Source organism: Nesterenkonia sp. E16_10, assembly GCF_017347085.1.
Classification (GTDB): domain Bacteria; phylum Actinomycetota; class Actinomycetes; order Actinomycetales; family Micrococcaceae; genus Nesterenkonia.
In genome coordinates, this window is record NZ_JADPSA010000014.1 from 24,711 (window position 1) to 49,024 (window position 24,314).

General features: G+C 68.7%; 21 protein-coding genes. 14 read left to right on the forward strand and 7 right to left on the reverse strand.

Annotated elements, in window-relative coordinates; translation table 11 throughout:
* The first annotated feature begins 34 nt into the window (after window positions 1-34).
* The 4 genes from I2487_RS04500 (at window position 35) to clpB (ending at window position 5,915) form a co-directional block, all read left to right on the forward strand.
* Complete coding sequence (locus tag I2487_RS04500) at window positions 35-928, forward strand: endonuclease/exonuclease/phosphatase family protein (RefSeq protein WP_207172596.1); 894 nt, start codon at window positions 35-37, stop codon at window positions 926-928.
* Between the two features lie 29 nt (window positions 929-957).
* Complete coding sequence (locus tag I2487_RS15830; protein WP_207172597.1) at window positions 958-1,851, forward strand: ROK family protein; 894 nt, start codon at window positions 958-960, stop codon at window positions 1,849-1,851.
* Window positions 1,772-3,073, forward strand: coding sequence for an N-acetylglucosamine-6-phosphate deacetylase (locus I2487_RS04510; RefSeq protein WP_207172598.1), 1,302 nt, complete (start codon window positions 1,772-1,774; stop codon window positions 3,071-3,073). The genes I2487_RS15830 and I2487_RS04510 overlap by 80 nt, the downstream gene beginning before the upstream one ends.
* Window positions 3,074-3,281: 208 nt before the next feature.
* On the forward strand, window positions 3,282-5,915 hold the full coding sequence (clpB, locus tag I2487_RS04515) for an ATP-dependent chaperone ClpB (RefSeq protein ID WP_207172599.1): 2,634 nt from the start codon (window positions 3,282-3,284) through the stop codon (window positions 5,913-5,915).
* Window positions 5,916-5,967: 52 nt separating this feature from the next.
* Here the strand turns inward: clpB and I2487_RS04520 are convergent, their stop codons facing one another.
* From I2487_RS04520 to I2487_RS04530, 3 genes are all read right to left on the reverse strand, one after another.
* Window positions 5,968-6,543: a dihydrofolate reductase family protein gene (locus tag I2487_RS04520; protein WP_207172601.1), complete on the reverse strand. Its 576-nt coding sequence runs from the start codon at window positions 6,541-6,543 to the stop codon at window positions 5,968-5,970.
* Between the two features lie 148 nt (window positions 6,544-6,691).
* A complete protein-coding gene (locus tag I2487_RS04525; protein ID WP_255545944.1) occupies window positions 6,692-7,297 on the reverse strand; it encodes a methylated-DNA--[protein]-cysteine S-methyltransferase in 606 nt (201 codons plus the stop codon).
* A 114-nt stretch (window positions 7,298-7,411) separates the two neighbouring features.
* Entirely contained in the window at window positions 7,412-8,620 is a 1,209-nt protein-coding gene (locus tag I2487_RS04530) for an NAD(P)-dependent malic enzyme (RefSeq protein ID WP_207172602.1), read from the reverse strand.
* A gap of 362 nt (window positions 8,621-8,982) precedes the next feature.
* Between I2487_RS04530 and I2487_RS04535 the strand changes: the two genes are divergently transcribed.
* From I2487_RS04535 to I2487_RS04555, 5 genes are read left to right on the forward strand one after another with little or no spacing between them, the layout of a single operon-like run.
* Entirely contained in the window at window positions 8,983-9,186 is a 204-nt protein-coding gene (locus tag I2487_RS04535) for a DUF3073 domain-containing protein (protein ID WP_207172614.1), read from the forward strand.
* A gap of 3 nt (window positions 9,187-9,189) precedes the next feature.
* The gene (locus I2487_RS04540; RefSeq protein WP_207172604.1) at window positions 9,190-10,137 is read left to right on the forward strand and encodes a Sir2 family NAD-dependent protein deacetylase; all 948 of its coding nucleotides are present in this window, start codon (window positions 9,190-9,192) and stop codon (window positions 10,135-10,137) included.
* Window positions 10,138-10,182: 45 nt separating this feature from the next.
* Window positions 10,183-11,721, forward strand: coding sequence for an MFS transporter (locus I2487_RS04545; RefSeq protein WP_255545945.1), 1,539 nt, complete (start codon window positions 10,183-10,185; stop codon window positions 11,719-11,721).
* A 36-nt stretch (window positions 11,722-11,757) separates the two neighbouring features.
* The gene (locus tag I2487_RS04550; protein WP_207172607.1) at window positions 11,758-12,354 is read left to right on the forward strand and encodes a TetR family transcriptional regulator; all 597 of its coding nucleotides are present in this window, start codon (window positions 11,758-11,760) and stop codon (window positions 12,352-12,354) included.
* Between the two features lie 9 nt (window positions 12,355-12,363).
* Window positions 12,364-12,975, forward strand: a complete 612-nt coding sequence (locus tag I2487_RS04555) for a LysE family transporter (RefSeq protein WP_207172608.1) — start codon at window positions 12,364-12,366, stop codon at window positions 12,973-12,975.
* Window positions 12,976-13,025: 50 nt separating this feature from the next.
* Here the strand turns inward: I2487_RS04555 and I2487_RS04560 are convergent, their stop codons facing one another.
* From I2487_RS04560 to I2487_RS04575, 4 genes are read right to left on the reverse strand one after another with little or no spacing between them, the layout of a single operon-like run.
* Window positions 13,026-14,588, reverse strand: a complete 1,563-nt coding sequence (locus I2487_RS04560; protein ID WP_207172610.1) for an ATP-binding cassette domain-containing protein — start codon at window positions 14,586-14,588, stop codon at window positions 13,026-13,028.
* Window positions 14,581-15,363: a CbiQ family ECF transporter T component gene (locus I2487_RS04565; RefSeq protein WP_207173012.1), complete on the reverse strand. Its 783-nt coding sequence runs from the start codon at window positions 15,361-15,363 to the stop codon at window positions 14,581-14,583. Before I2487_RS04565 ends, I2487_RS04560 begins: the two co-directional genes overlap by 8 nt.
* The gene (locus I2487_RS04570) at window positions 15,341-16,312 is read right to left on the reverse strand and encodes an ECF transporter S component (protein ID WP_207172620.1); all 972 of its coding nucleotides are present in this window, start codon (window positions 16,310-16,312) and stop codon (window positions 15,341-15,343) included. The genes I2487_RS04565 and I2487_RS04570 overlap by 23 nt, the downstream gene beginning before the upstream one ends.
* Complete coding sequence (locus tag I2487_RS04575) at window positions 16,299-17,414, reverse strand: nucleoside hydrolase (protein ID WP_518523697.1); 1,116 nt, start codon at window positions 17,412-17,414, stop codon at window positions 16,299-16,301. Before I2487_RS04575 ends, I2487_RS04570 begins: the two co-directional genes overlap by 14 nt.
* A gap of 155 nt (window positions 17,415-17,569) precedes the next feature.
* Here I2487_RS04575 and I2487_RS04580 point away from each other — a divergent pair, with 155 nt between their 5' ends.
* From I2487_RS04580 to I2487_RS04600, 5 genes are all read left to right on the forward strand, one after another.
* Entirely contained in the window at window positions 17,570-18,616 is a 1,047-nt protein-coding gene (locus I2487_RS04580; protein WP_207172624.1) for an iron ABC transporter substrate-binding protein, read from the forward strand.
* A gap of 69 nt (window positions 18,617-18,685) precedes the next feature.
* Window positions 18,686-20,221 carry an ABC transporter permease subunit gene (locus I2487_RS04585; protein ID WP_207172626.1) on the forward strand — a complete coding sequence of 512 codons (1,536 nt, stop codon included), beginning with the start codon at window positions 18,686-18,688 and terminating at the stop codon, window positions 20,219-20,221.
* On the forward strand, window positions 20,218-21,420 hold the full coding sequence (locus I2487_RS04590) for an ABC transporter ATP-binding protein (protein ID WP_255545946.1): 1,203 nt from the start codon (window positions 20,218-20,220) through the stop codon (window positions 21,418-21,420). Before I2487_RS04585 ends, I2487_RS04590 begins: the two co-directional genes overlap by 4 nt.
* Before the next feature lie 75 nt (window positions 21,421-21,495).
* Window positions 21,496-23,487 (forward strand): heavy metal translocating P-type ATPase, encoded by a 1,992-nt coding sequence (locus I2487_RS04595; protein WP_207172628.1) that lies wholly within the window; start codon window positions 21,496-21,498, stop codon window positions 23,485-23,487.
* Window positions 23,488-23,646: 159 nt separating this feature from the next.
* Window positions 23,647-24,204 carry an Asp23/Gls24 family envelope stress response protein gene (locus I2487_RS04600; protein WP_207172630.1) on the forward strand — a complete coding sequence of 186 codons (558 nt, stop codon included), beginning with the start codon at window positions 23,647-23,649 and terminating at the stop codon, window positions 24,202-24,204.
* The last annotated feature ends 110 nt before the right edge of the window (window positions 24,205-24,314 follow it).

The following is a 24,314-nucleotide window of genomic DNA, read 5'->3' on the forward strand; positions in this document are numbered from 1 at the left end:
CGTTTCACCACCCCTCAATAAAGGAGAACCCAACATGTTTCAACGACAGATAGCAGCCGCTTCGGTTGCCGCGCTTGTTGTCGGCGGTGCTGTGCTCGGTGCCGGCCCGGCCTTCGCGGGGCCAGGAAAGACCACAGAGGTGACAGCAATGTCCTTCAACATCCACTACGGCGCGGACGGCGCCAACGTTTTCGACATCGAACGCACAGCGTCCGTGATCGAGGACTCGGGTGCCGAGATCATCGGCCTGCAGGAGGTGGACAACCACTGGGGTGCGCGGAGCGACTTCCTCGACGAAGCGGAATGGCTCGCGGACCGGCTCGACATGCACGTGGTGTACGGAGCTAACCTGGATGAGCCACCGTTGCCCGGGGGCGTGGACAACCGCCAGTACGGCAACGCCATCCTGAGTGAATATCCGATCATCTCTTCAGAGAACCATCTGCTGACGAACATCGAGTACGAGGAGCGACCCACCGAGCAGCGGGGCCTGCTTGAAGCCATAGTGAATGTTCGTGGCAACCACGTGGCTTTCTACAGCACCCACCTGGACTTCCAGCGCGAAGAACAGCGCGCATTGCAGGTCCAAGAGATCGTAGACATCACCGGTGCTAGCAAGCGGCCGGCGGTTATTGTTGGTGACCTCAATGCGACCCCAGACGCTGAGGAACTGCAGCCGCTCTTCTCAGCATTCACAGATACCTTCGCAGCTCTGGGACAGAACGAGGACTACACCTTCGGTCCCGACCTCGAGGGTCTTCCCGGGAGCGGCTCTGTGGAGAATCCCAGTCTGCGTATCGACTACATCCTCACCGCGCGGGGCGCGACCGCAACCTCGGCGAACGTCATCCACACCACAGCTTCGGATCATCTGCCTATCGTCGCAGAGCTCTCCATCACGAAGAGCCCCAACGGCAAAGTGAAGTAGCGCAGGCAGATATGGAAGCAAGGCAGCGCATGGAGTCGAATATCGTGCTTGCGATCGATATCGGTGGCACCACGGTCAAGGGCTCCGTCTTCGCCGACGGGTCAGAACTATCCCCCGAACTCGCTGCCCCAACCTTCGAAGGGTCTTTGGGCGCTTTCGACGCGGTCCTCGCGGTGGTCTCTGACCTCGCGAGGACCGCACATGCGCATGGCTATGAGCCCACCGCCATCGGGGTAGGCACTCCGGGACTGGTAGATGCGCCTTTCGGTCTGGTGCGCTACGCCGCAAACCTTAAGTGGACTGATTTTCCTTTGGCAAGTCGGCTAGAAGAACATTTCAGTCTCCCGACCACAATCGATCATGACGCCCGAACTGCCGCTCGGGCAGAGATGGCTCTACGCCCAGCCTTACGGGACTTTGTATTTATCCCGATTGGTACCGGCATCTCCGCCGCCATCGTCACCGCAGGTAGGACGGTGACTGGGGCACGCGGACAGGCAGGTGAACTGGGCCATGTTACTACCATCCCCGATGGTCGAGCGTGCTCATGCGGACGACTCGGGTGCCTGGAAACCTACGCCTCAGCCAGAGCCGTTCTGTCGGGATACGTCGAAGCTGGCGGCACTGCCAATAGCGCTGCGGACGTCGCAAGACTAGTGGGCAAAGATCCACTCGCCGACCAGGCTTGGTCCACCGCCGTCAATGCCCTCGCCACCGGGATCACCACACTGACCGCAATATTTGATCCAGCAGAGATCGTGATAGGAGGAGGCCTGAGCGCCGCGGGCCCCGTCCTCTTGAACCCATTGCGCGACGAAGTAAGAGGTTTATTGGGTTGGCGCGATGCTCCTGCAATCAGTGCATCCCGTGCCGGCCCTCGAGCAGGACTCCTCGGCGCCGCACTACTCGGCAACACCCCTTGATCCAGCTCCAGCCAGGAAGGTCACTACCATCACACACCGCCAGGTAATCCATGGACGAATCCATACCGGACTCACCGAATATGCGGAGGGCGCGGTAGCCATCGAGGATGAACGGATCACCTACGCGGGGGCACGAGACTATTTCAATCCGCAGGGATGGCCCACACCGAAGGTGTTGGATTCAGGAGAGATTTTAGTTCCGGGGTTCATTGACACCCATTGTCACGGTGCCTTCGGCGCGGACTTTTCCACTTCTGCTGAAGAACCGGTGCGGCAGGCACTGGCAGAACTCCATGAAATCGGAACGACCACCGTGATGGCCAGCCTCGTTACGGCCTCAAGCGACGACATGCTGCGCGCTGTTGCACTCTTTGGTGGGCTTACGACTGATGGCTCCGTGGCTGGCATCCATCTTGAAGGCCCATTCCTCTCTCACGCACGCTGCGGCGCTCAAGATCCGCGTTGGCTGGTGCTTCCCGACCTCGATCTCACGGGGCGGCTGATACAAGCTTCCGGGAGAACAATTCGCACCATGACCTACGCCCCTGAGCTCGAAGGGGCAACGACACTGGTTGACTACCTGACAAGCCACGGTGTGGTGCCCTCCATCGGTCACACAGACGCCGACGCGTTCACCACACAGGCCTCTCTGGCCTACGCACTGCGAAGAATGTCCGCCGTCAGCGACGGCGCAGCGGTACCCACTGTCACGCACCTGTTCAACGGCATGCCTACCATCCACCACCGTTCACCTGGCCCTGCAATGGCCTGTCTCCGCGCGGCGGCAAAGGGCGAGGCGGTCATTGAACTGATCGCAGACACTTTGCACCTGGACCCGTACACGGTGGGATCAATCTTCGAGCTAGTAGGCGCGAACAACATCATGCTGGTCACGGATTCCATGGCGGCTGCGGGCCTCGACGACGGGACCTACCAATTAGGGCCTGCGACCGTGCATGTCAACGATGCAGCCGCCACACTCGGCTCATCTAGTGCAATCGCCGGTGGGACTGCTTTCATGCGAGACATTTTCCGGAACACCGTCCAAGCGGGAGTTCCTTTCGATCAAGCGATCCGCTCCGCAACAGTCGTACCTGCCCGCACACACGGGCTGAGCGATCAAGTTGGCAGCCTGGCAGTAGGACTGAACGCAGATGCCGTGGTTCTCGACAAAGACCTTCACGTTGCAGAGGTCCTTCGACGAGGAACCTGGCTCGCATAAAGCCTCCCCAGCGCGATTCGCTGATCATCGAACGGGTCTGCTGCACGTTTCGGCGTCCGGAATCATCTCAATGCAGGCTGTTGTCTGCTTCGCGAAGAGGTGACATCGCCAGGAATACTTCCCCACACGTCAAAGTTGAGTAAGATGGACTCAAGTTTATTCGGCGCTGTCGCACAACCGGCGCCACTACGCACTGGGAGGGGCAGACGTGGACGTCAAACTCACGACCAAATCGCAGGAGGTCGTCTCTGCGGCCGCAATGAACGCGAACACCGCGAGCAACCCGCAGGTGGAACCGGCGCACATCCTCAAGGCGCTGATGGATCAGCGCGAATCCATGGCCGTCGCGCTGCTCAAGGCCGCCGGGGCAGACCCCGACGCCGTGAGCACCCGCGCCTCCGCCATCATCAAGTCTCTGCCCGCCACCAGCGGTGACTCCGTGGCGGCCCCGCAGTTCTCGCCCGCCGGGCTCAACGTCATCAAGGCGGCCCAGGCTCAGGCCGAGGACTTCGGCGACGATTTCGTCTCCACCGAGCACCTGCTGATCGGCACCGCCACCGACGGCGGCCCCGTGGGCAAGGCACTCGCCGATGCCGGTGCCACGCTGCAGGCGCTCAAGGCCGAGCTGCCTGGCCTGCGCGGCGATCGCAAGGTCACCACCCCGGATCCGGAGAACACCTTCCAGGCGCTGGAGAAGTATGGCACCGACATGACCGAGATCGCCCGTTCGGGCAAGCTGGACCCGGTCATCGGGCGCGATTCCGAGATCCGCCGCGTGGTCCAGGTGCTCTCCCGCCGGACCAAGAACAACCCGGTCCTGATCGGTGAGCCCGGGGTCGGCAAGACCGCCGTCGTCGAGGGCCTGGCTCAGCGCATGGTCGCAGGGGACGTGCCCGAGTCATTGCGGGAGAAGACGCTGATCTCGCTGGACCTCGGCGCGATGATCGCCGGCGCGAAGTACCGCGGCGAGTTCGAGGAGCGGCTGAAGGCCGTGCTCGAAGAGATCAAGGCGGCCGAGGGTCGGATCGTCACCTTCATCGACGAGATCCACACCGTGGTCGGCGCCGGCGCCTCACAGGGCTCCATGGACGCCTCCAACATGCTCAAGCCGATGCTTGCCCGCGGGGAGCTGCGCCTGATCGGGGCCACCACGCTGGACGAGTACCGCGAGAACATCGAGGCCGACGCCGCCCTGGAGCGCCGCTTCCAGCAGGTCTACGTCGGCGAACCCTCGGTGCCCGATGCGATCGCGATCCTGCGCGGGATCAAGGAGCGCTACGAGGCCCATCACAAGGTGGGCATCGCCGACAACGCCCTGGTCGCCGCCGTCACGCTCTCCGACCGCTACATCAGCGGCCGCCAGCTCCCGGACAAGGCCATCGACCTCATCGACGAGGCCGCCTCGCGGCTGCGCATGGAGATCGACTCTGCCCCGGTGGAGATCGACGAGCTGCGCCGTGTGGTGGACCGGCTGACCATGGAGGAGCTCGCGCTGCAGAATGAGACCGACGCCGGCTCCGCCGAGCGCCTGATCACGCTGCGCGAGGACCTGGCGGACCGCAAGGAGGAGCTTGCCGAGCTCACCGCCCGTTGGGAGGCCGAGAAGGGTGAGCTCAACCGTGCCGGTGAACTGCGCGTGAAGCTCGATGAGCTGAAGTCGGCCGCCGAGCGCTCCCAGCGCGATGGCGACCTGGCCGAGGCCTCCCGGCTGCTCTACGGCGAGATCCCGCAGGTGGAGAAGGACCTGGCCGCCGCCGAGGAGGAGGACGCCTCCACCCCATCCCCGGAGAAGAAGATGGTGGCCGACGAGGTCGACGCCGACGGAATCGCCGGGGTGATCTCGGCCTGGACCGGGATCCCCGCCGGGCGGCTGCTCCAGGGCGAGACCGCGAAGCTGCTCCAGATGGAGGAGCTCATCGGTTCCCGGCTGATCGGGCAGACCAGAGCGGTCGGCGCAGTCTCCGATGCGGTCCGCCGCGCCCGTACCGGCGTCTCGGACCCGGACCGGCCCACCGGATCCTTCCTCTTCCTGGGCCCCACCGGCGTGGGCAAGACCGAGCTGGCCAAGGCGCTCGCGGAGTTCCTCTTCGACGACGAGCGCTCCATGATCCGGATCGACATGTCGGAGTACTCCGAGAAGCACTCGGTGGCTCGCCTGGTCGGCGCGCCCCCGGGCTACGTGGGCTACGACCAGGGCGGTCAGCTCACCGAAGCGGTCCGGCGTCGTCCCTATTCGGTGGTGCTGCTCGACGAGGTGGAGAAGGCCCACCCGGAGGTCTTCGACATCCTGCTCCAGGTCCTCGACGACGGGCGACTCACCGACGGCCAGGGCCGCACCGTGGATTTCCGCAACACGGTGCTGATCCTGACCTCCAACATGGGCTCCCAGTTCCTGGTGGACCAGACCCTGGAGACCACGGTCAAGCAGCAGCGTGTGATGGACATCGTCCATGCCTCGTTCAAGCCGGAGTTCCTCAACCGGCTCGACGACATCGTGATGTTCGATCCGCTGAGCATGGACCAGCTCGCCGGAATCGTGGAGCTGCAGATCGGGCTGCTCCAGGAGCGGATGACCGCGCGCCGGCTGACCCTGGAGGTTACCGAGGCGGCGCGGGACTGGCTGGCGTTCACCGGCTACGACCCCGCCTACGGCGCCCGGCCGCTGCGCCGCCTGGTGCAGCGCGAGATCGGCGATCAGCTGGCCCGCGCGCTGCTCTCCGGCGAGGTCGAGGACGGCGACACGGTCCTGGTGGACCGTGAGGAGCTGACGCTGGAGGGTGAGTCCGCGCATGGGCTGACCGTGACCAAGAAGCCGAAGTCCCCACTCCTCCTGGCCGAATGAGTTCTCCGGTCGGGACGTACCCGCCGGAGAACTCAACCAGCCGGGAGGGACGTCAGTGCCGGACGTCGTAGAGGGCCTTGATGACTCCGTTGGCGTAGTGGGCTGATTCGCGCAGGACCAGCTTCGTCGCGTCGTGGTCCTCCGCCGAGAAGAGCCGCTTCCCGGTGCCGAGCAGCACCGGGAAGATCAACAGGTTGTACCTGTCGATGAGGCCGGCGTCCATCAGGCTCCGGGCCAGCTCGGCGCTGCCGTGGATGAAGATCGCGCCGCCGTCGTCCTGCTTCAGCGCCGCGATGTCCTCGGTCGAGCGCAACAGGGTGATCGGTCCCCAATTCTCGACCAGGGCGTCTTCGTGCAGGCTCGTGGAGACCACATACTTCGGCAGCTCCTTGTAGTCCGCGTGGTCCTCGGACTCGGCCCAGATCGGGGCGAAGGCCTCGTAGCTGCGTCGGCCGAACATCAGCGCCGTCGTCTCCTGGAGTTCCTCGCCCTTGAGTGCGAACGCCTCCGGGAGGAACTCGGTGCCGAGCACCCAGCCGCCGCTGCGGTGCCCCTCGCTGCTGCCGCCGGGGGAGTCTACGACCCCGTCGAGCGTCATGAACCCGGTCCACACCAATTCCCTGGCCATGCGTCCTCCTCTGCCGAAAAGGCCGAGTCTGCACCAGCGATCCTCGGGCTGTCACGGCTCGAGGACCACGGCCCCGCGCCGATCTTCCTGGTCAATTGAGTTCTCCGGTCGGTACGTAGCTGCCGGAGAACTCAACCAGCCAGGAAGGCTAGCGGTTGAGGTGGAGGCCTTCGCGGGCCAGCAGGGCCCGCTTGGTCTCGACGCCGCCGAAGCCGTAGCCGCCGAGCCCGCCGTCGGCGCGTATCACGCGGTGACAGGGCACCGCGAAGGCGATGAGGTTGTTCGCGCACGCGCTGGCCGCGGCGCGGTGCGCCAGTGGCCGGCCGGCCATCTGGGCGAGCTCCGCGTAGGAGACCGTCTCCCCGGCGGGGACCTCACGCATCGCCGCCCAGACCTCCTGGCGATAGGCCGAACCGGGCTGCACCACGGGCAGCTCGTCCAGCGCGGTATGGTCACCGGCGGCATAGGCCGCCACGGCGTCCGGCACCCTGCCGCGGCCCGCGGGAAGCGGCTTCATCTCCCGCGCCGCGGTGGCGGGGGCCAGCGCCTCGAGCTGATCCATCAGCTGCTCCAGGACCCGCCCGATCGCGGCGACCTCCGGCTCATCGCCGACGGCCTGGGCCAAGGACGCAGCCCGGACGGTGTCATCCTCGGGCGAGTAGATCACCACGAAGGCGCCGAGCCCGTCGAGAGCGGCGGAGCACCAGCGCAGCTCAGGCAGGTGGGACTCCGGCATAGGCGCTGCATCAGTCATAGATCGAATTCTCCACCGCCCGCCGACTGAGGTCCACCTGGCCGCGTCCTGGGCTGCCGCGGAACCGGCACCGCGCCGCTAAGCCGCCGCCACCATCAAACCGGCACCGCGCCGCTAAGCCGGCGCCGCCGCCGCCACCTCTGGCGCCTCGGCCGCCGCGGCGTCCATCACCGCTCGGGCCACGGCCGGTGCCACGCGGTCATCCAGCGGAGAAGGCACGATGTACTCCGGGCTGAGCTCATCGCCCACGATGTCCGCCAGCGCCGCGGCCGCCGCGATCTTCATCTGCTGCGTGATCCTGCGCGCACCGGCATCCAGCGCACCGCGGAAGATTCCCGGGAAGGCCAGCACATTGTTGATCTGGTTGGGGAAGTCCGAGCGGCCGGTGGCCACCACGGCCGCGTGGCGCGCAGCGACCTCGGGCAGCACTTCGGGATCCGGGTTGGAGAGCGCGAAGACGATCGTACGATCATTCATCCGCGCCAAGTCCTCCTCGGCGACCTTGGAGGAGGAGACGCCGATGAACGCATCGGCCCCCGACAGCGCCTCGGCGAGCCCGCCGCTGACCTGGCTCCGGTTGGTGCGCTGGGCATAGTGCGCCTTGATCTCGCTGAGTCCCTCGCGGCCTTCATGGATCACCCCGCGAGAATCGGTCAGAATCACCTCGCCCACTCCGGCGCCGAGCAGGATCTCGGTCACCGCGATCCCCGCGGCCCCCGCCCCGGCGATCACCACCCGCATCGAGGCGAACTCACGCTGCGTGACGCGGGCGGCGTTGGTCAGGGCGGCCAGGACCACGACGGCGGTGCCGTGCTGGTCATCATGCATCACCGGACAGTCCAGGGCCTCGATCAGGCGTGCTTCGAGCTCGAAGCAGCGCGGAGCCGCCACATCCTCGAGGTTCACCGCCCCGAAGCTGGGGCGCAGCGCCACCATGGTCGCCACGATCTCGTCCACATCCTGGGTGTTGATCACCAGCGGGATCGAGTTGAGGCCCCCGAAGGTCTTGAACAGCGCAGACTTGCCCTCCATCACCGGCAGCGCCGCGGCCGGGCCGATATCGCCCAGCCCGAGGACGGCGGTGCCGTCGGAGAGCACCACGACCAGGCGGTCCGCCCAGGTGTGGGTGGCCCGCATTCGAGGCGACTCGTGGATGGCGCGGGAGACCTGTGCCACGCCAGGGGTGTATGCGATGGAGAGTGCGCGCGTGGAATCCAGCGGCATGGTGGTCTCGACGCTGAGCTTGCCGCCCTCGTGGGCAGCGAAGATCTCGTCGGTGGTGGGGGCCGTGGGCGCCGTTGCCCTGCGGTCGGTGATGGACATGGAGGTATCTCCTGGAAGAAGTGTGAGGGGGCTGCACGTGCAGGGCCAGCCCGCAGCGGCCACATCCGCGGTTCACGGCGGGGGCCAGGGGCTGCGCTGAGGTGCATCTTCTGCCGCGCCACCGAGATCGTCGGACGGCGTTGTCGCAGCGGTCGGTACTTTCTTTGGACCGTGCGGAACAGAGTACGTCATCTTGGCGTTGAACGGTGTGATCGTGCTCGCTCAGAGGAGACATCGGACGACGGTGCAGCGCCAGTCATGTTAACCTAGGGATCACGAACTACTTCATGGACAGCTAATCCCGCGATAGCCTCTGCCCGGCATCGTCATTGGGACACGAGAAGACAGAGGGGGTCTCGCTTATGGGGCGTGGCCGTCAGAAGGCGAAAGCTACGAAGCAGGCTCGGGAGATCAAGTACTACACTCCGGACACCGACCTGACTGCGCTCGAGAGAGAGCTCGCCAAAACCCGTGGTGACAGAGAGTCGTCCAGCCGTCCAGCTCGGCCGGACCCCGAAGAGCGCAGCAGCGGCTTTGACCCGTACGAGGACAAGTACGGGCGCTGACCCGTGGAAGAGTTCACTCCCACGGCCTTCACCAAGCCCGTCGAGAACGCGCACAAGGCCGCGCTGCGCTCGATAGCCCGGGTCGTGCAGGACACCGCCGAGCCGCAGTCCGAGGAGATCGCCCGCGAGGGCATCCGGCGGATGCTCGAGAGCGGAGACGTGCTGTGCGTGACCGGGGCCGGCGTCTCCACCGACTCCGGGATCCCCGACTATCGCGGACCCCAGGGCTCGCTGCATCGGCACCGGCCGATGACCTACCAGGAGTTCCAGCACGACGCCGCCTCGCGCCGTCGCTACTGGGCCCGTGGCTTCGTCGGATGGCGCCAGATGCACCAGGCCGAGCCCAACCAGGCCCACCGGCTGCTCACCGACTGGCAGTCCGAAGGGCTGCTCAGCGGACTGATCACGCAGAACGTGGACGGGCTGCACCGCGCCGCCGGCGCCGACCCGGTGATCCACCTGCATGGCGACATGGACTCCGTGATCTGCCTGAGGTGTGACAACCGCGAGGCCCGCTCCTCCCTGGACGCCCGGCTGCAGGAGGCGAACCCCGGATACGCCGAGGCCGCCTTCGCCGCCGCCGAGAATGTGAACCCCGACGGCGACGTCACCCTGGACCAGTCCTGGGTGGAGAAGTTCCACATGGTCACCTGCCTGGTCTGCGGCTCCGAGAAGCTCAAGCCCGACGTCGTCTACTTCGGCGAATCGGTGCCCGCTGAACGCAAGTCCGCGGTCCAGGACCTCGTCGCGGCCTCCTCGGCGCTGCTGGTGGTGGGCAGCTCGATGGCGGTGATGAGCGGATTCAAGATCGCGCTGACCATGCACCAGTCGGGCCGGCCGATCGGTGTGATCAACGGCGGGCCCTCCCGCGCGGATGCCAAGGCGGACTGGCGCTGGCGAACGCGGATCTCCCCGGCGCTGCAGGCCCTCGACGCTCTGCTGGGTGAGTAAGCTCACCAGTAACTATACCGGATGTATAGTATAGTTACTCCGGTGATGACCCTTCCCTCTGTGCATGCTGATGCCCGCCCTGCACTGAGCGCGTGGCAGCGCTGGACGATGCTCGCCATCGTGTCCTCGGCGCTGTTCCTGATCGCGCTGGACAACACGATCCTCTACACCGCCCTGCCCACGCTGACCGCGGAGCTCGGCGCCTCCTCCTCGCAGCAGCTCTGGATCATCAATGCCTACCCGCTGGTGATCGCGGGACTTCTGCCCGGCTCCGGGGCACTGGGGGACCGGTTCGGGCATAAGCGGATCTTCCAGATCGGCCTGGGCATCTTCGGGGTGGCCTCGATCCTGGCTGCGTTCTCCGGGAGCTCGGAGATGCTCATCGCCTCGCGCGCGCTGCTCGCCGTCGGCGCCGCCGCCATGATGCCCGCCACGCTCGCGCTGATCCGACTGACCTTCTCGGTGGAGCGCGAGCGCAATATGGCCATCGCCATCTGGGCCGCGGTGGCCACCGTGGGCATGGCGCTGGGCCCGATCGTCTCCGGGGTGCTGCTGGAGTTCTTCTGGTGGGGCTCGGTATTCCTGGTCAATGTGCCCATCGTCGCCGCGGCCCTGGTGCTGATGCTCGTGGTCGGCCCCGCCAACATCGCCAACCCCGGACGGCACTGGGACTGGCTCTCCTCGGCCCAGGTGATGCTCGGCCTCACCGCCGCGGTGCTGGCCATCAAGACCATCGCCGAGACCCCGGTGGACTGGCTGCGCTTCGGGGCCTCCACCGTGGTCGCCGTCGTCATGCTCACCGTCTTTGCCCGCCGTCAGATGCGGCTCAACCGCACCTCCGAGCCGCTGGTGGACTTCACGATCTTCCGCAACCGCGGATTCAGCGGCGGCGTGATCGCCGCAGGTGCCAGCATCTTCGCCATCGTCGGGGTCCAGCTGGGCACCACCCAGCGCTTCCAGCTGGTCGAGGGCTTCTCCCCGCTGGAGGCCGGACTGATCGTGTCCGCGCTGGCGCTGGGCTCGCTGCCCTTCGCGCTGTTCGGCGGCGCGATCCTGCACCGCGCCGGACTGCTCACGCTGATCGGCGGCGGCATGGTCCTGGCCGCGGTGGGCGCGCTGGTCTCGATCTACGCCGTGCTGGATGATTCGCTGGTGCTGCTGGTGATCAGCTTCGCTGTGCTCGGCGCCGGTCTGGGCGCCTCGATGTCGGTGGCCTCCACCGCGATCATGGGCAACGTCCCGCCGCGCCGGGCCGGCATGGCGGCCTCCATCGAGGAGGTCTCCTACGAGTTCGGCGGCCTCGTCGGCGTGGCCACCCTGGGCAGCCTGCTGACCTTCGTCTACACCCGCGTGCTGGTGCTGCCCGCCGGCTCCGAGGAATACGCCGGCCAGGCCCCGGCCGCGGTGCTGGAATCCGGGGACGCCCCTGCGATGGCCGCCGCCGCGGAGGCCTTCGACGTCGCCTACCTGGGCGTGCTGATCGGGGTGGCCGTGGTGATGGTGCTCGCCGCTGTCGCCTCCTCCTGGATGCTGCGCCGCTACACCCCGGGCACCGAATCCCAGGCCTACCCCGAGAACCACTGAGCATCACCGACAACCTCTGAGCGGAGATCCAACCCTGTGCGACCCTCCAAACGTCACGAGATCCTCGACGCCGCCACCCGGGTGGTCCAGCGCGAGGGCGTGACCATGCTGACCTACGAATCCGTAGCCGCCGAGGCCGGGATGACCAAGGGCGGGCTGCTCTACCACTTCCCGTCCCGGGAGGAGCTGCTGCTCGGGCTGCACCGGCATGTGGCGCAGAACTGGGAGCTCGCGCTGGAGGCCCAGGCCGGGGGCACAGCGCAGGAGCTCAGTCACGACGAGCGTTTCCGAGCCTTCGTGCGGCTCTCGCAGAACCCGGAGCGCGCGGAGCTGCTGCTGATGCTCGAGGCCTCCGAGGACCCGGTGGCCAACGCCGCCTGGGACGAGGTCTTCGCCCGGTGGGCGCCGCAGCCCCCTGAGGTCCCCGATCGCGCCGCCACCGGAGACTCCGAGAAGGCCGACGACGACGCCGCGGAGTCCGCCGCGGTCCAGCGCTTCATCGCGCGGCTCGCCGCCGACGGACTGTGGTTCTACGAGGCGCTCTCCACCGAGCGGCTGGACCCGCGGCTGCGTGAACGGGTCACCGAGGAGATCATCGCGCTGGCGCAGAGCGCGCAGGTGCCGGCAGAGTAGTCTCATCCGGTGGCGATTCTCTCTCTGATCCTCTTCGTGGTGGCCGGCGCCGGCACCCCGGGGCCGAACAACACCATCGTGATGGCCTCCGGAGCCGCCTACGGGTTCAGGCGGACGCTGCCCGCGGTCCTGGGCGTGAACGTCGGCTTCCCCTCGATGGTGCTGATCGTGGGGATCGGGCTGGGTCAGGTGCTGGAACAGTGGCCGGTGATCCTCGACATCCTGCGCCCGATCGGGATCCTCTACCTGCTCTGGCTCGCCTACAAGATCGCCACCGGCCCCACCACGCTCACCCCGAAGCCCGGGGCGAAGCCGCCGGGCTTCGTGCAGATGGCGCTGTTCCAGTTCGTGAACCCCAAGGCCTGGACCCTCTCGGTGGCGGCGCTGAGCACCTTCACCGGATTCTGGGATTCCTTCATGCTCGAGGTCGCGGTGATCGCGCTCGTGGCCTGCAGCTTCGGGGCACCCTTCACCGTGGCCTGGACGCTGCTCGGCGTGGGCGCCGGTCGGATCATCTCGCAGCCGAAGCACATGCTGATCTTCAACCTGGTCATGGCTGGGCTGCTGGTCGCCTCGGTGGTGCCCGCCATGGCCGACACCTGGGAGTCGCTGCCGCTCTAGTCGTGTCGCTCTAGTCGGGCCCAGACGCGGGCCGCTGTGATCGGCCCGCTCTACTCCTGCCCCGACGAGGGCCGATGCTCGCCCAGGCGCAGCTGCTGATCGCTGATCTCCGCCGCCCAGCGCCGATCATGGGTGGCCACCAGCACCGCGCCTCCGGCGGCGGTGAAGCTGCGCACCAGAGCGCTCAATCGGCGCATCCCCGCCGCATCACGGCCCAGCGTGGGCTCGTCGAGCAGCAGCACCGCGGGGTCCAGCAGCAGCGCCGAGGCGATCACGCAGTCCTTGCGCTGGGCCGGCACCAGGTCATACGGGTGCTCCTGCCCGAGCCCGCTGAGCCCGGCGGTCTGCATCACCTGCTCCACCTGGTGCTCACGCTGCGCCGATGCACGCACCCGATCGGCGCGCCGCAGCCGACGTCCTCCCGGGCCCAGCGGGACCGCGCGCATCAGCTCCGCATGCACCGTGGAAGCCGACAGCTGATCCCCTGGGTCCTGACCCACCCATCCCAGATGACGGGCCCGGTGGTGTGCCGGTGCCGCGGCGAGCTCGACGCCGCCAGGCCCGGTGATTCTGGTCCCCGGCTCGGCGGCAAGCAGCCCCGTCAGGGCGCCGAGCAGCGTGGACTTCCCGGAACCGTTGGGCCCCAGCAGCGCGGTGACCTCCCCCGCGTGCAGCTCCAGCGCCACGCCGTCGAGCACCGGCGTGGACGCGCGCCGCACCGAGAGGTCCCGCACCTGGAGCAGCACCTCTCGTTGTGGCATCGGGTCCGCTCGGTTCGGGTCCTGGCCCACCGGTGCGCGCCGCGCATCCCAGATCCCGTGCTGGTCCAACGGCGGCTGGTCCAGCGGCGGTTGATTCAACGACGGCTGGCCCAATAGCCGCTGGTCAAGAGGCGGCTGGCCCAGCCGAGCCGGGGCGGACCCCGCGTCCGGCGGCGTCCCTTCTGGCGTGATCGCCGCGGGGCGGCCCTGGGCCAGGAAGAGCACCTGGTCACAGGCGGCGGTGAGGTCATCGTGCTGGTGTCCGGTGAGCAGCACCGCGCCCCCGGCGTCACGGAACGCGCGCAGGGACCGGGCCAGGCGTCGTCGCGCGCTGTCATCCAGCGCCTGGGAGGGCTGATCCAGCACCAGCACGCTCGGGCGCAGGGTCAGCAGCCCGGCCAGCGCGGTGAGCTGACGTTCCCCGCCGGAGAGCGTGTCCAGTGCCCGCTCAGCCAGGCCCGCGATGCCCAGCGCCTGCAGGCCGGCCTCGGCGCGCTCCAGGCACTTGGGCAGCGGCAGCCCCAGCAGCCGCCCGGGCAGCGCGGCCTCGTCTTGGACCGTGTGGGTCAACCCGGTGAGCTGGGCCTCCGGGTCATCGCCGAGCATGCCCGCGCGGTGATCCCCGCGCAGCTCGCGCACCCCGGTGCTGTGCCCGTGTTCCCCGAGCAGCCCGGCGGCGGCGCGGGCCAGGGTGGAGGTGCCCGCGCCCTGAGGCCCGAGCACCGCGATGGCCTGCCCGGGGTGAAGGGTGAGGTCCACAGCTTCCAGGGCGGGGGTCCCGGCGCCGCGGTAGTGGAAGCCGAACTCGGACAGACGCAGCAGCGGCAGCCGCGAGGAAGTGGGGTCAGGCATCGAGGGCTCCCAGGAGGTCGGTGGCCGAGGGCAGCGGCAGCACTCCGGCCAGCGAGGCACCCACCAGCAGGCCGGAGCCGATGACGGCACCCCAGCGCAGGCTGCGCTGGCCCGCGCCTGCGGGATAGAACCGGGCCGGGGTGGGATGCGCGGACTCACCGAATCCGCGCTGGGTCAGGGCGTCATGGCGCTGATCCAGCTGGGTGATCGCGGTGACCAGCAGGCCGGTGAGCACCCCGGTGAGCAGGCGCAGGCGCACCGAGAGCCGGTCGGTGTCCCAGCCGCGGGCGGAGCGGGCGGCCAGCGCGGCGCGGACCCGGTGCTGAGCCAGCGGGATCAGGCTCATCGCGGCGGCGCATACGTAGGCCAGGGACAGCGGCAGCCGCAGCGTCAATAGGCCGTCGAAGGCGCGCGAGGGATCCGAGCCGAACGCGAACAGCGCACAGACCGCGACCATCGCGGCCACCCGCAGCCAGAGTTGGATCGCCAGGGCGAGGCCCTCCACGGTGACCGCGGCGGGGCCGAACTCGGCGAGCACCTCGGCCTGCTCGCCGGGGTAGAAGAGTCCCTGGATGATGCCGACCATGACCAGCATGGGCCCGGCCAGCACCACCAGGGTCAGCGCCCAGCTGCGGAATCGGACTCGGGGAGAGGCCGCCGCCCCGGCCGCCGCGGCGATGAGCACGGCGGCCGGGATCACCGGGGAGGGCACTCCGTAGACGAGCAGCAGCGCGCAGCCGAGCAGGACCAGCTCAGTGGCTGGGTGCAGCCGCATGGGAGGATCCTGCGGTGTGCGGCGTCGCACGCTCCGCCCCGGTGCGCTTCATCCCTGCCCGCTTCACGGAAGAGTGTTCGGTGAAGGGGAAGCGGCTGCGCAGCCGGTTCGGCAGTGCGGCGATGACCAGGAAGGCCAGCGCGAAGATGATCGCCTTATCGGCGATGTCGCTGCCCAGTCCCTGGATGGTGGCGGCACCGAGCATGGAGGCGCCGGCCCCCTGCAGGGCGGCGACGATGCTGCCGGTGCCGACGCCGAGTCCGCCGCCGTAGATGAACGCGGCCACCGGGGTGGCGATCAGGCCGGTGGGGATGCCGGCCAGGGCGCCGGCGAGGACGGCCCACCAGATGCGGCGGAAGCCGCCCAGCCGGGCGGCCCAGCCGGCCGCGGCGCCGATGAAGGCGGAGCCTGCGGTGAAGGCGATGACGGTCGGGTTGATCGTCACGCCCCAGATGACGTTGGTGAGGATCCCGGTCAGGGCGCCGGCGGCGGGGCCGGCGATGACGCCGATGATCACGGTGCCCAGGGAGTCCAGGTAGAGCGGGATAGGAGACATGCCCACGATCTGGCCGGTGGCGATGTTCAGAGCGATCATCACCGGCATCAGGGCGAGCACGCTGCGCGGGATCCGCGGGAGCGTGCCGGCGGCGATGAGCGCCGCACCGAGGAGGTAGCCGACCATCACCCCGAGGGTGGTGTGTCCCAGGTCCGCGCCGAGCGTGGCGGGCTGGCTGGTGAGCACCCAGAGATAGGTGCCGACGATGACGGCGGCGCCGGCGGTGAGCGCCAGGACCGACCACAGCGGGGGAGCAGGTCGGAGGTGGTTCCCAGCGCGGTCGGTGTGACGGGTCTTGGGAGTGCCGGTGTTCTTCGTGCGAGTCTTCGGGGTTTCTCCGGGATCCGCCGCGGTGACGGACCCCTGCCCAGAGTGCGGGTCAGTGTGAGTCATGATGTTGTGGTCCTTCTCTCAAAGTGATGGTCAGGTGATCCAGGAACGCCTCGGCGTCCAGGCTGCGGATGATCTCGGCATTGGGCTTGCGGCCCCAGCGTCCGAGCCAGTCGGCCACGGTCTCGCCGCGGGTGAGCGTGCCCAGGAGCTCGACGTCGACCGCTGCCTGCTCGGTCTTGCGCGCCCAGGGAATTATCCTGGCTGCGCCGCGTGGGGACGAATCCCGCTCACGCTCTGCCGCCGGAGAGCGGCGCTCTCCGTGATCCGGGGCCGGGGCCGGGGCCTGGGTCTGGTTCCGGGCCCAGGCCACGGCGGTGGCGGTGACATAGGGATCGTGGACATGGGCCAGATAGCCGTGGCCGTCGGCATCATGGAACTCGAAGTAGAACCGCAGCGCCTCGGCCAGCTGATCCAGAAAGGCTGACCACGGCTCCGACCGGGGCCGATCAAGCATCTGCTGCAGCCGCGCAGGTGTCAGCGCCACCGCCTCGGTGGCCTCGATCGGGCCGATCACCGGCAGGTGGCGGGAGGCCCCGAACGCGTCGATCACGGCCTTCGTGGCCTCGGGGTCATAGCTGACGTTCCACTCCGTGGTGGGCCGGGTGTTGCCCCGGTAGTTGAAGGCTCCGCCCATGATGAAGAGCCGCTTCAGCAGCTGCGGGAGCCGGGGCTCGAGCCGAAGCGCCAGGGCCAGGTTGGTGGCGGGTCCTGTGAGCACCCCGATCAGCTCACCGGGGTGCGCCCGGGCGGCTCGAACCCAGGCCTGCGCGGCGGGAAGCTCGTCGGCGGTGAAGGCGCCGGTGCCCCCGTCCGTGACCCTGCCGGCGGGCAGGCGCGCGTACCCGGCGCCGGTGTCACCGTGGGTCTCCTCGGCGTACTCGCTCACCCCGGCCAGCGGGTGCTCGGCTCCTGCATGGACGCTGAGCTCGGTGCGACCGGCCAGCTGCAGCCAGCCCAGCGTGTTCTCCAGCACCTGGGCGGTGGAGACGTTGCCCCCGCTGGCGGCGAGGCCGGTGATCTCGACGTCGTCCTGGCAGAACAGCCAGCCCAGCGCGAGCGCATCGTCGATGCCGGGGTCACAGTCCAGAAAGAGGGGGATCACCTGCACCATTGTGCCGGGTGCGGCTGAGTCTCTCGGCGCAACATAGAGCCTTATACAATTAAGACACACCAGCCTTGCGTAACTTAGGGTAGCCTTGGATCAGATCAGTCAGGCTCGCCTCGGTGAGCCTCCGAGCGGAAAGAAGGAACACACCCATGCGCAGAACCTCCCTTGCGGTCACTCTGGGCGCGATCGTCGCGCTGACCGCGACCTCCTGTGGCGACACCACCGAGCCGGCCTCCGAGGGTGACGAGACCTCCGCCGAGCAGGAGAGCCTGGTGCTCTACTCGGGGCGCAACGAGGAGCTGATCCAGCCGCTGATCGATACCTTCTCCGAGGAGACCGGCATCGAGGTCGAGGTCCGCTACGGCGACACCGCCGAGCTGGCCGCGCAGCTGCTGGAAGAGGGTGACGGGTCCCCGGCTGATGTCTTCTTGGCTCAGGACGCGGGCGCCCTCGGCGCCGTGGCGGAGGAGGGTCTGTTCGATGAGCTCGACGCCGAGCTGCTCGACCAGGTCCCCGAGGCCTACCGTGATGCCGAGGATCAGTGGGTGGGCCTCTCCGGACGGGTCCGCACCCTGATCTACAACACCGACACCGTCGATGAGGCCGACCTGCCCGCGAGCGTGGATGAGCTGACCGGGTCGGAGTACACCGGTCGCGTCGGCGTGGCCCCCACCAACGCGTCCTTCCAGTCCTTCGTGACCGCCCACCGCGAGATCGAGGGCGAGGAGGCGACCCAGACCTTCCTCGATGACCTCGCCGCGAATGATCCGCAGATCCGCGAGGGCAACGGCGAGATCGTCACCGATGTCGCCGACGGGGTCATCGACATGGGCCTGGTGAACCACTACTACCTCTACGGCCGCGCCAAGGAGCTCGGCGAGGATCCCGCCGAGCTCAACGTCGCGAACCACCTCTTCAGCGACGGCGACGTCGGATCGCTGGTCAACGTGGCTGGAGTCGGCGTGCTGAACTCCGAGAACCCGGCCGCAGCCTCGCTGACCGAGTTCATGCTCAGCAACGAGGGCCAGACCTACTTCGCCGAAGAGACCGCGGAATACCCGATGATCGAAGGCGTGGAGGGACCCGAGGGCATGCCGAGCCTCGAGGAGCTCGACGCCCCCGATATCGACCTCAACCAGCTCGATGACCTGGAGACCTCCGTGGAGATGATCGTCGAATCGGGTCTGGTGGGCTGACCCATCACCGCCCCGGCTCACGCCCCAACGCGCACCGCCGCCCGTTCCCGCTCCGCCGGGAACGGGCGTGTGGCGGTGCCGCTGTGGCTGCGTGCCGCCGCGGTCATCGCCACGCTGGTCGCGATGCTGCCGCTGTTCTACCTGATCATCCGGCTGGCCCAGTTCCCGCTCCCAGACTTCCTGGACACGGTGTTCAGTGCGCGCAGCGCCCGGCTGGCCCTGACCTCACTGACCCTGACCGGCACGGTCACCGCGCTGTGCCTGATCCTCGGCGTGGGACTCGCCTTTTTGGTCACCCGCACCCAGCTCCCGGGACGGCTGATCCTCGGCGTCGCCGCCGCGCTGCCCCTGGCGATCCCAAGCTACGTCGCGGCCTTCGGCTGGCAGTCGATGAACGCCCTGATCAACCCGGGCACCAGCTTCGAAGGGTTCTTCGCCGCGGCGATCGTGATCACCTCGGTGACCTACCCCTACATCTACCTGCCGGTGGTCGCCGCGCTGGTCTCGGTGGACCCCGCCCAGGAGGAGGCCGCCCGAGCGCTGGGCCGCGGACCGGTGGACACCTTCTTCAGCGTCACCGTCCGCCAGACCGCCCCCGCGATCACCGCGGGCACCCTGCTGTGCGCCATCTACGTCATCGCCGACTTCGGGGCGGTCTCGATCCTGCGCGTGGACACCTTCACCCGCGCCGTGTTCACCAGCTTCTCGATGGGCTTCGACCGGCTCGGCGGGGTGGCGCTGTCCTCGGTGCTGCTGGTCTTCACCCTGTGCCTGCTGATCCTGGAAGGACGGGTCCGGCGCACCGGCACCCGCTACTCCACCATGTCCGGTGAAGGGCGCGCCCGCCCGGCCCGTTTCTCGATGGGGCGCTTCACGCTGCCGATCCTGGCCCTGGCCTGGGCCCCGGTGCTCATCGCCCTGGCGGTCCCGCTCTCGGCCCTGCTGGTCTGGAGCCTGCGCGGCGTCTCCCGGCCCGGCTCCCTGGGCGAGATCGGCTCGGCACTGCTGAACTCGCTCTGGGCCGCCGGACTCGCGGCGCTGGCCACCACGGCGATCGCGATCCCGCTCGCGCTGTGGCTCGCGCGCCGTCCCTCGCGGCTCGCCCGGCTGCTGGAACGTACCGCCTACCTGGCGCACTCGCTGCCCGGCGTGGTGATCGGGCTCTCGGTGGTGATGCTCGGGATCGCGGTGCTGCCGGCGCTGTATCAGACCATGTGGATGCTGACCCTGGCCTACTGCGCGCTGATGCTGCCGCTCGCCCTGGGCCCGGTGCTCGCCTCCGCACTCTCGGCGCCCCCAGAGCTCGAGGAGGCTGCGCAGTCACTGGGCAGCAGCCCGGGTGCGGGCTACCTGCGCGTGACGCTGCCGCTGATGCTGCCCGGGATCCTCTCGGGTGCGCTGCTGGTGCTGCTGACCACGATCAAGGAGCTCCCGGCCACGCTGATGCTGCGCCCCACCGGCTTCGACACCCTGGCCACCCGGCTGTGGACCTACACCGGCGGCGAGTCCTATGCGGCCGCCGCGCCCTTCGCCGCCATGCTGGTGCTCGTCGCCGCGGTCCCGGCCTGGATGATGATTTCACGACTGCTCAAGGAGGTTCGATGAACGCCACGGATCATGACACCACGATGCTTCAGGTCTCAGGGGTCGAGGTGCGATTCGGTGACCAGCGGGTCCTGCATGACATCGACCTGAGTGTGCAGGCCGGGACGACCACGGCGATCGTCGGGCCCTCGGGCTCGGGCAAGACCTCGCTGCTGCGCGTCATCGCAGGCTTCCTGGCGCCCGAGCGCGGCGCGGTCCGGCTGCACGGGGCGGAGGTGACCTCGATGGCCGCGCACCGGCGCAGCATCGGCCTGGTCGCCCAGGACGGTGCGCTGTTCCCGCACCTCGACGTCGCCGGCAACATCGCCTTCGGGCTGCCCCGCGGCACCCCCCGGCGGGAGCGTCGACGTCGGGTTGCGGAGCTGCTCGAACTGGTCAGCCTCACCGGCGAGCACGCCTCCCGCCGGCCGGACCAGCTCTCCGGCGGACAGCGCCAGCGTGTGGCGCTGGCCCGGGCACTGGCGCGTGCGCCGGAGCTGATCCTGCTCGATGAACCGTTCTCCGCCCTGGACGCGGGGCTGCGCGAGAACACCCGCCAGGCGATCCGTGAGATCCTGCGAGTCACCGGGACGACGGCGATCCTGGTCACCCACGACCAGGATGAGGCGCTCTCCTTCGCCGATCAGGTCGCGGTGCTCAAGGATGGGCGGCTGCGTCAGATCGGTGCGCCGGAAGAGGTCTACCGGCGTCCCTGTGACGTGGAGACCGCGCAGTTCCTCGGCGACGCCGTGCTGCTGCCCGGGGCGCTCACCGCAGAGATCCCAGGTCGGCTCAGCGCCAAGGCCGGTGCGGTCTGGGACTCAGCCACTCCGCTGGGCAGCGTGCAGGTGGAGCTGGTCTGCCCGAACCTGGCCACCGCGCATCTCACGGTGGGCGGAGCCGCAGGTCAGGTGATGTTGCGACCTGAGCAGATCACACTCAGCGACCAGGGTGTGGCCGGGACCGTGCTCAGCTCGCAGTACTTCGGCCACGACACCACCGCGCTGGTCCAGCTCGAGGGCGTGGAGGCGCCGCTGCGACTGCGCCAGCTCAATGCGGTGCCGCTGGCGGCCGGCACCCAGGTCCACCTCGCCGTGCAGGGGTCGGGCGTCTTCTACCCGGCGTTCACCGACTGCAGCGCCTGCGCGGCCCGGCCCGCGCCGGTGAGCATCATCCCGCGCAGCGCCGCAGCTGCCCTGGTCCCGGCCACCATGGATTAGCACCGACCGCGCAGACCTAACTGTGCCAGCGGCACCTTTCTATACGTCTTCGAGATTCAGGCGTATCAATGAGGTATGAGGGCACTCCTTGCGGGCCTCAGGCGCTACCCGATGGTCATGGCGACCCTTGCCGTCGGGCTGCTCGGCGGCGCCTTGGAGCTGAGCGCCCAGGGACCTGCGGCTCGCTGGCTGATCTCCGGATTCGCCCTGGTCATCGCGCTGCTGCAGGTCCGTCGCATGGTCAAGGACCTGCGCGCCGGAACCTACGGCATCGACCTGCTCGCGGTCACCGCCATCGGCTCCACCGTGGCGGTGGGGGAGTACTGGGCCGCCCTGGTGGTCTGCCTGATGCTCTCCGGCGGCGAAGCGCTCGAGGACTACGCCGCCGGCCGTGCCCGTCGGGAGCTGACCGGTCTGCTGGAGAACGCCCCGCACACCGCGCACCGGCTGGGTCCGGAGAGCGGCACTGCCAGCGGCCCTGGCAACGACACCGACAGCGGCTCTGGCAGCGGCACCGACAGCGCCACCGACACCGGCCCTGCCAGCGGCCCCACAGACATCCCGGTTGAAGCGGTCCGCGTCGGTGACCGGCTGCTGGTCCGGCCCTTCGAGGTGGTGCCGGTGGACGGCGTGCTCACCTCTGCCGCCGCCACCTTCGACGAGTCCTCCCTCACCGGAGAATCGCTGCCGGTGGAACGCCTCCGCGGCGAGGACCTGCTCTCCGGAGCCGTCAACGGCGGTGAAGCCATCGAGGTGCGCGCCACCGCCGGCGCCTCGGAATCCCAGTACCAGCGGATCATCGCGCTGGTCCGTGAGGCCCAGGAGTCCAAGGCCCCCTTCGTCCGGCTCGCCGACCGGGTCGCGGTGCCCTTCACCCTCGGCGCGCTCGGACTGGCCGCCGGGGCCTGGGCGCTCTCCGGGGACCCCGCACGTGCCGCCGAGGTGCTCGTCGTCGCAACCCCCTGCCCGCTGATCATCGCGGCACCGGTGGCATTCATGGCGGGGATGTCCCGTGCGGCCAGCAACGGGATCATCGTCAAGAGCAGCGGCACGCTGGAGCAGCTGGCGCGGGTGAGGACCGCCGCCTTCGACAAGACCGGCACCCTGACCCATGGCAGGCCGGAGGTGACCCAGGTCCACGCGCTCGGCCTCGCCCCAGAGCTGATGCTCGCGCTCGCCGCGGGGGTCGAGCAGTACTCTTCGCATCCGCTCGCCGCCGCCGTGGTCGCCGCCGCCCGCGCCGGCGGAGCAGGCGTGCCGCCCGCGGAGGAGGTCACCGAGGTCCCGGCCAACGGGGTGCGCGGGACGGTCCAGGGGCGCAGCGTGCTGGTCGGAAGCGTCCGGTTCATCGCCCGGGAGACCGGCGCGACCCCGGACACCCCACCGGTGGGGCACAGCGGGGTCCACGTAGCCGTGGACGGCGGCTACGCGGGCTATATCGCCCTGGCCGATGAGCTGCGCCTGGAGACCCGGGCCACGATGTCCTCGCTGCACCGAGCGGGGGTGAACACCACGATGATGCTCACCGGCGACGGCGAGCACGTGGCCCGCCATATCGCGCAGCAGGCCGGCATCGACGATGTGCGCGCCGATCTGCTGCCCCAGGACAAGGTCACCGCGGTGCAGGCCGCGCAGCCGCGGCCCGTGATGATGGTGGGCGACGGGGTCAACGATGCGCCGGTGCTGGCGGTCGCCGATGTCGGGGTGGCGATGGGGGCGCGCGGCTCCAGCGCCGCGAGTGAGTCCGCCGACGTCGTGATCACGGTCGATGACCTCGGCCGCAGCGCGCGGGCGGTGCACATCGGTCGGCGCACCATGCGGATCGCCTGGCAGGCGATCTGGATCGGTGTGGGCATGTCCGTGGTCCTGATGGTCATCGCCGCGGCCGGCCTGCTCCCAGCCATCGTCGGGGCCTGGCTGCAGGAGGTCGTCGACCTCGCCTGCATCCTGTGGGCGCTGCTGGCGATGCGCCCGAGCCGGGCGGAGCGGAGTGAATCGACCCGGATGGAGCGGGAGCTGGCGGCGGCTCGCGCGGCACCGGGGGACCCCGCGGCGGCGCTGCGGTGAGCGTTCTCCGGCGCAGCGGTGAGGCCGCAGAAAAAAACTTTGAGAATCTGCGTGAGGATCTTCGAGCTGCTGCGTCTTAGCTTATGTCTGACCGAGCAGGTCAGAGTTCCTGAACCCAGGCAGCGCAGATGAGCGCGCCATGATCTCAAGGAGAGACCAATGACTGAGAACACCTCCGCCGCCCAGAAGTCCGCTCAGGCCAACGGCGCAGCCGCTGCCGGTCGCCCGAGCCCGGCGGCCCAGGGTCTTGCCGCCCAGAACGGCAGCGCCCAGGGCTCCGAGCTGACCCGCAAGCAGGCCGCGGCCGCAGCCAACAGCCCGCTGGTCACCGAGTTCGGCTCCACCACGGTGGAGGAGAATGTGGTGCAGAAGCTCTCCGGCATCGCCGCCCGTGAGGTTCCCGGCGTCTACGGCATGGGCAACATCGCCCGGCGCACCTTCGACGCGATCTCCGAGCGCATCCCCGGCTCGCGCACCCAGGTGTCCGGCGGCGTCTCGGTGGAGAAGGGCGAGCGTCAGACCGCCATCGACCTGACCATCATCGTGGAGTACGGCGCGTCCATCGTGGAGGTCGCCGAGAACATCCGCCGCAGCGTCATCCGTTCGGTGGAGCACGGCACCGGGCTGGAGGTCGTGGAGGTCAACATCAGCGTGGCCGATGTGCACCTTCCCGAAGAGGACGATCAGCCCCGGGAATCCGGCGACGAGCTGGCCTGAGGCCCGACGGCGGATTCTGGCGGTCATTGCAACAGGAGGTCTTCGATCAGTTCGATCGGCTTCTGAAAACCTAGTCTTTTCCGTGGTCGATCATTGAGTTCCTGGGCTAC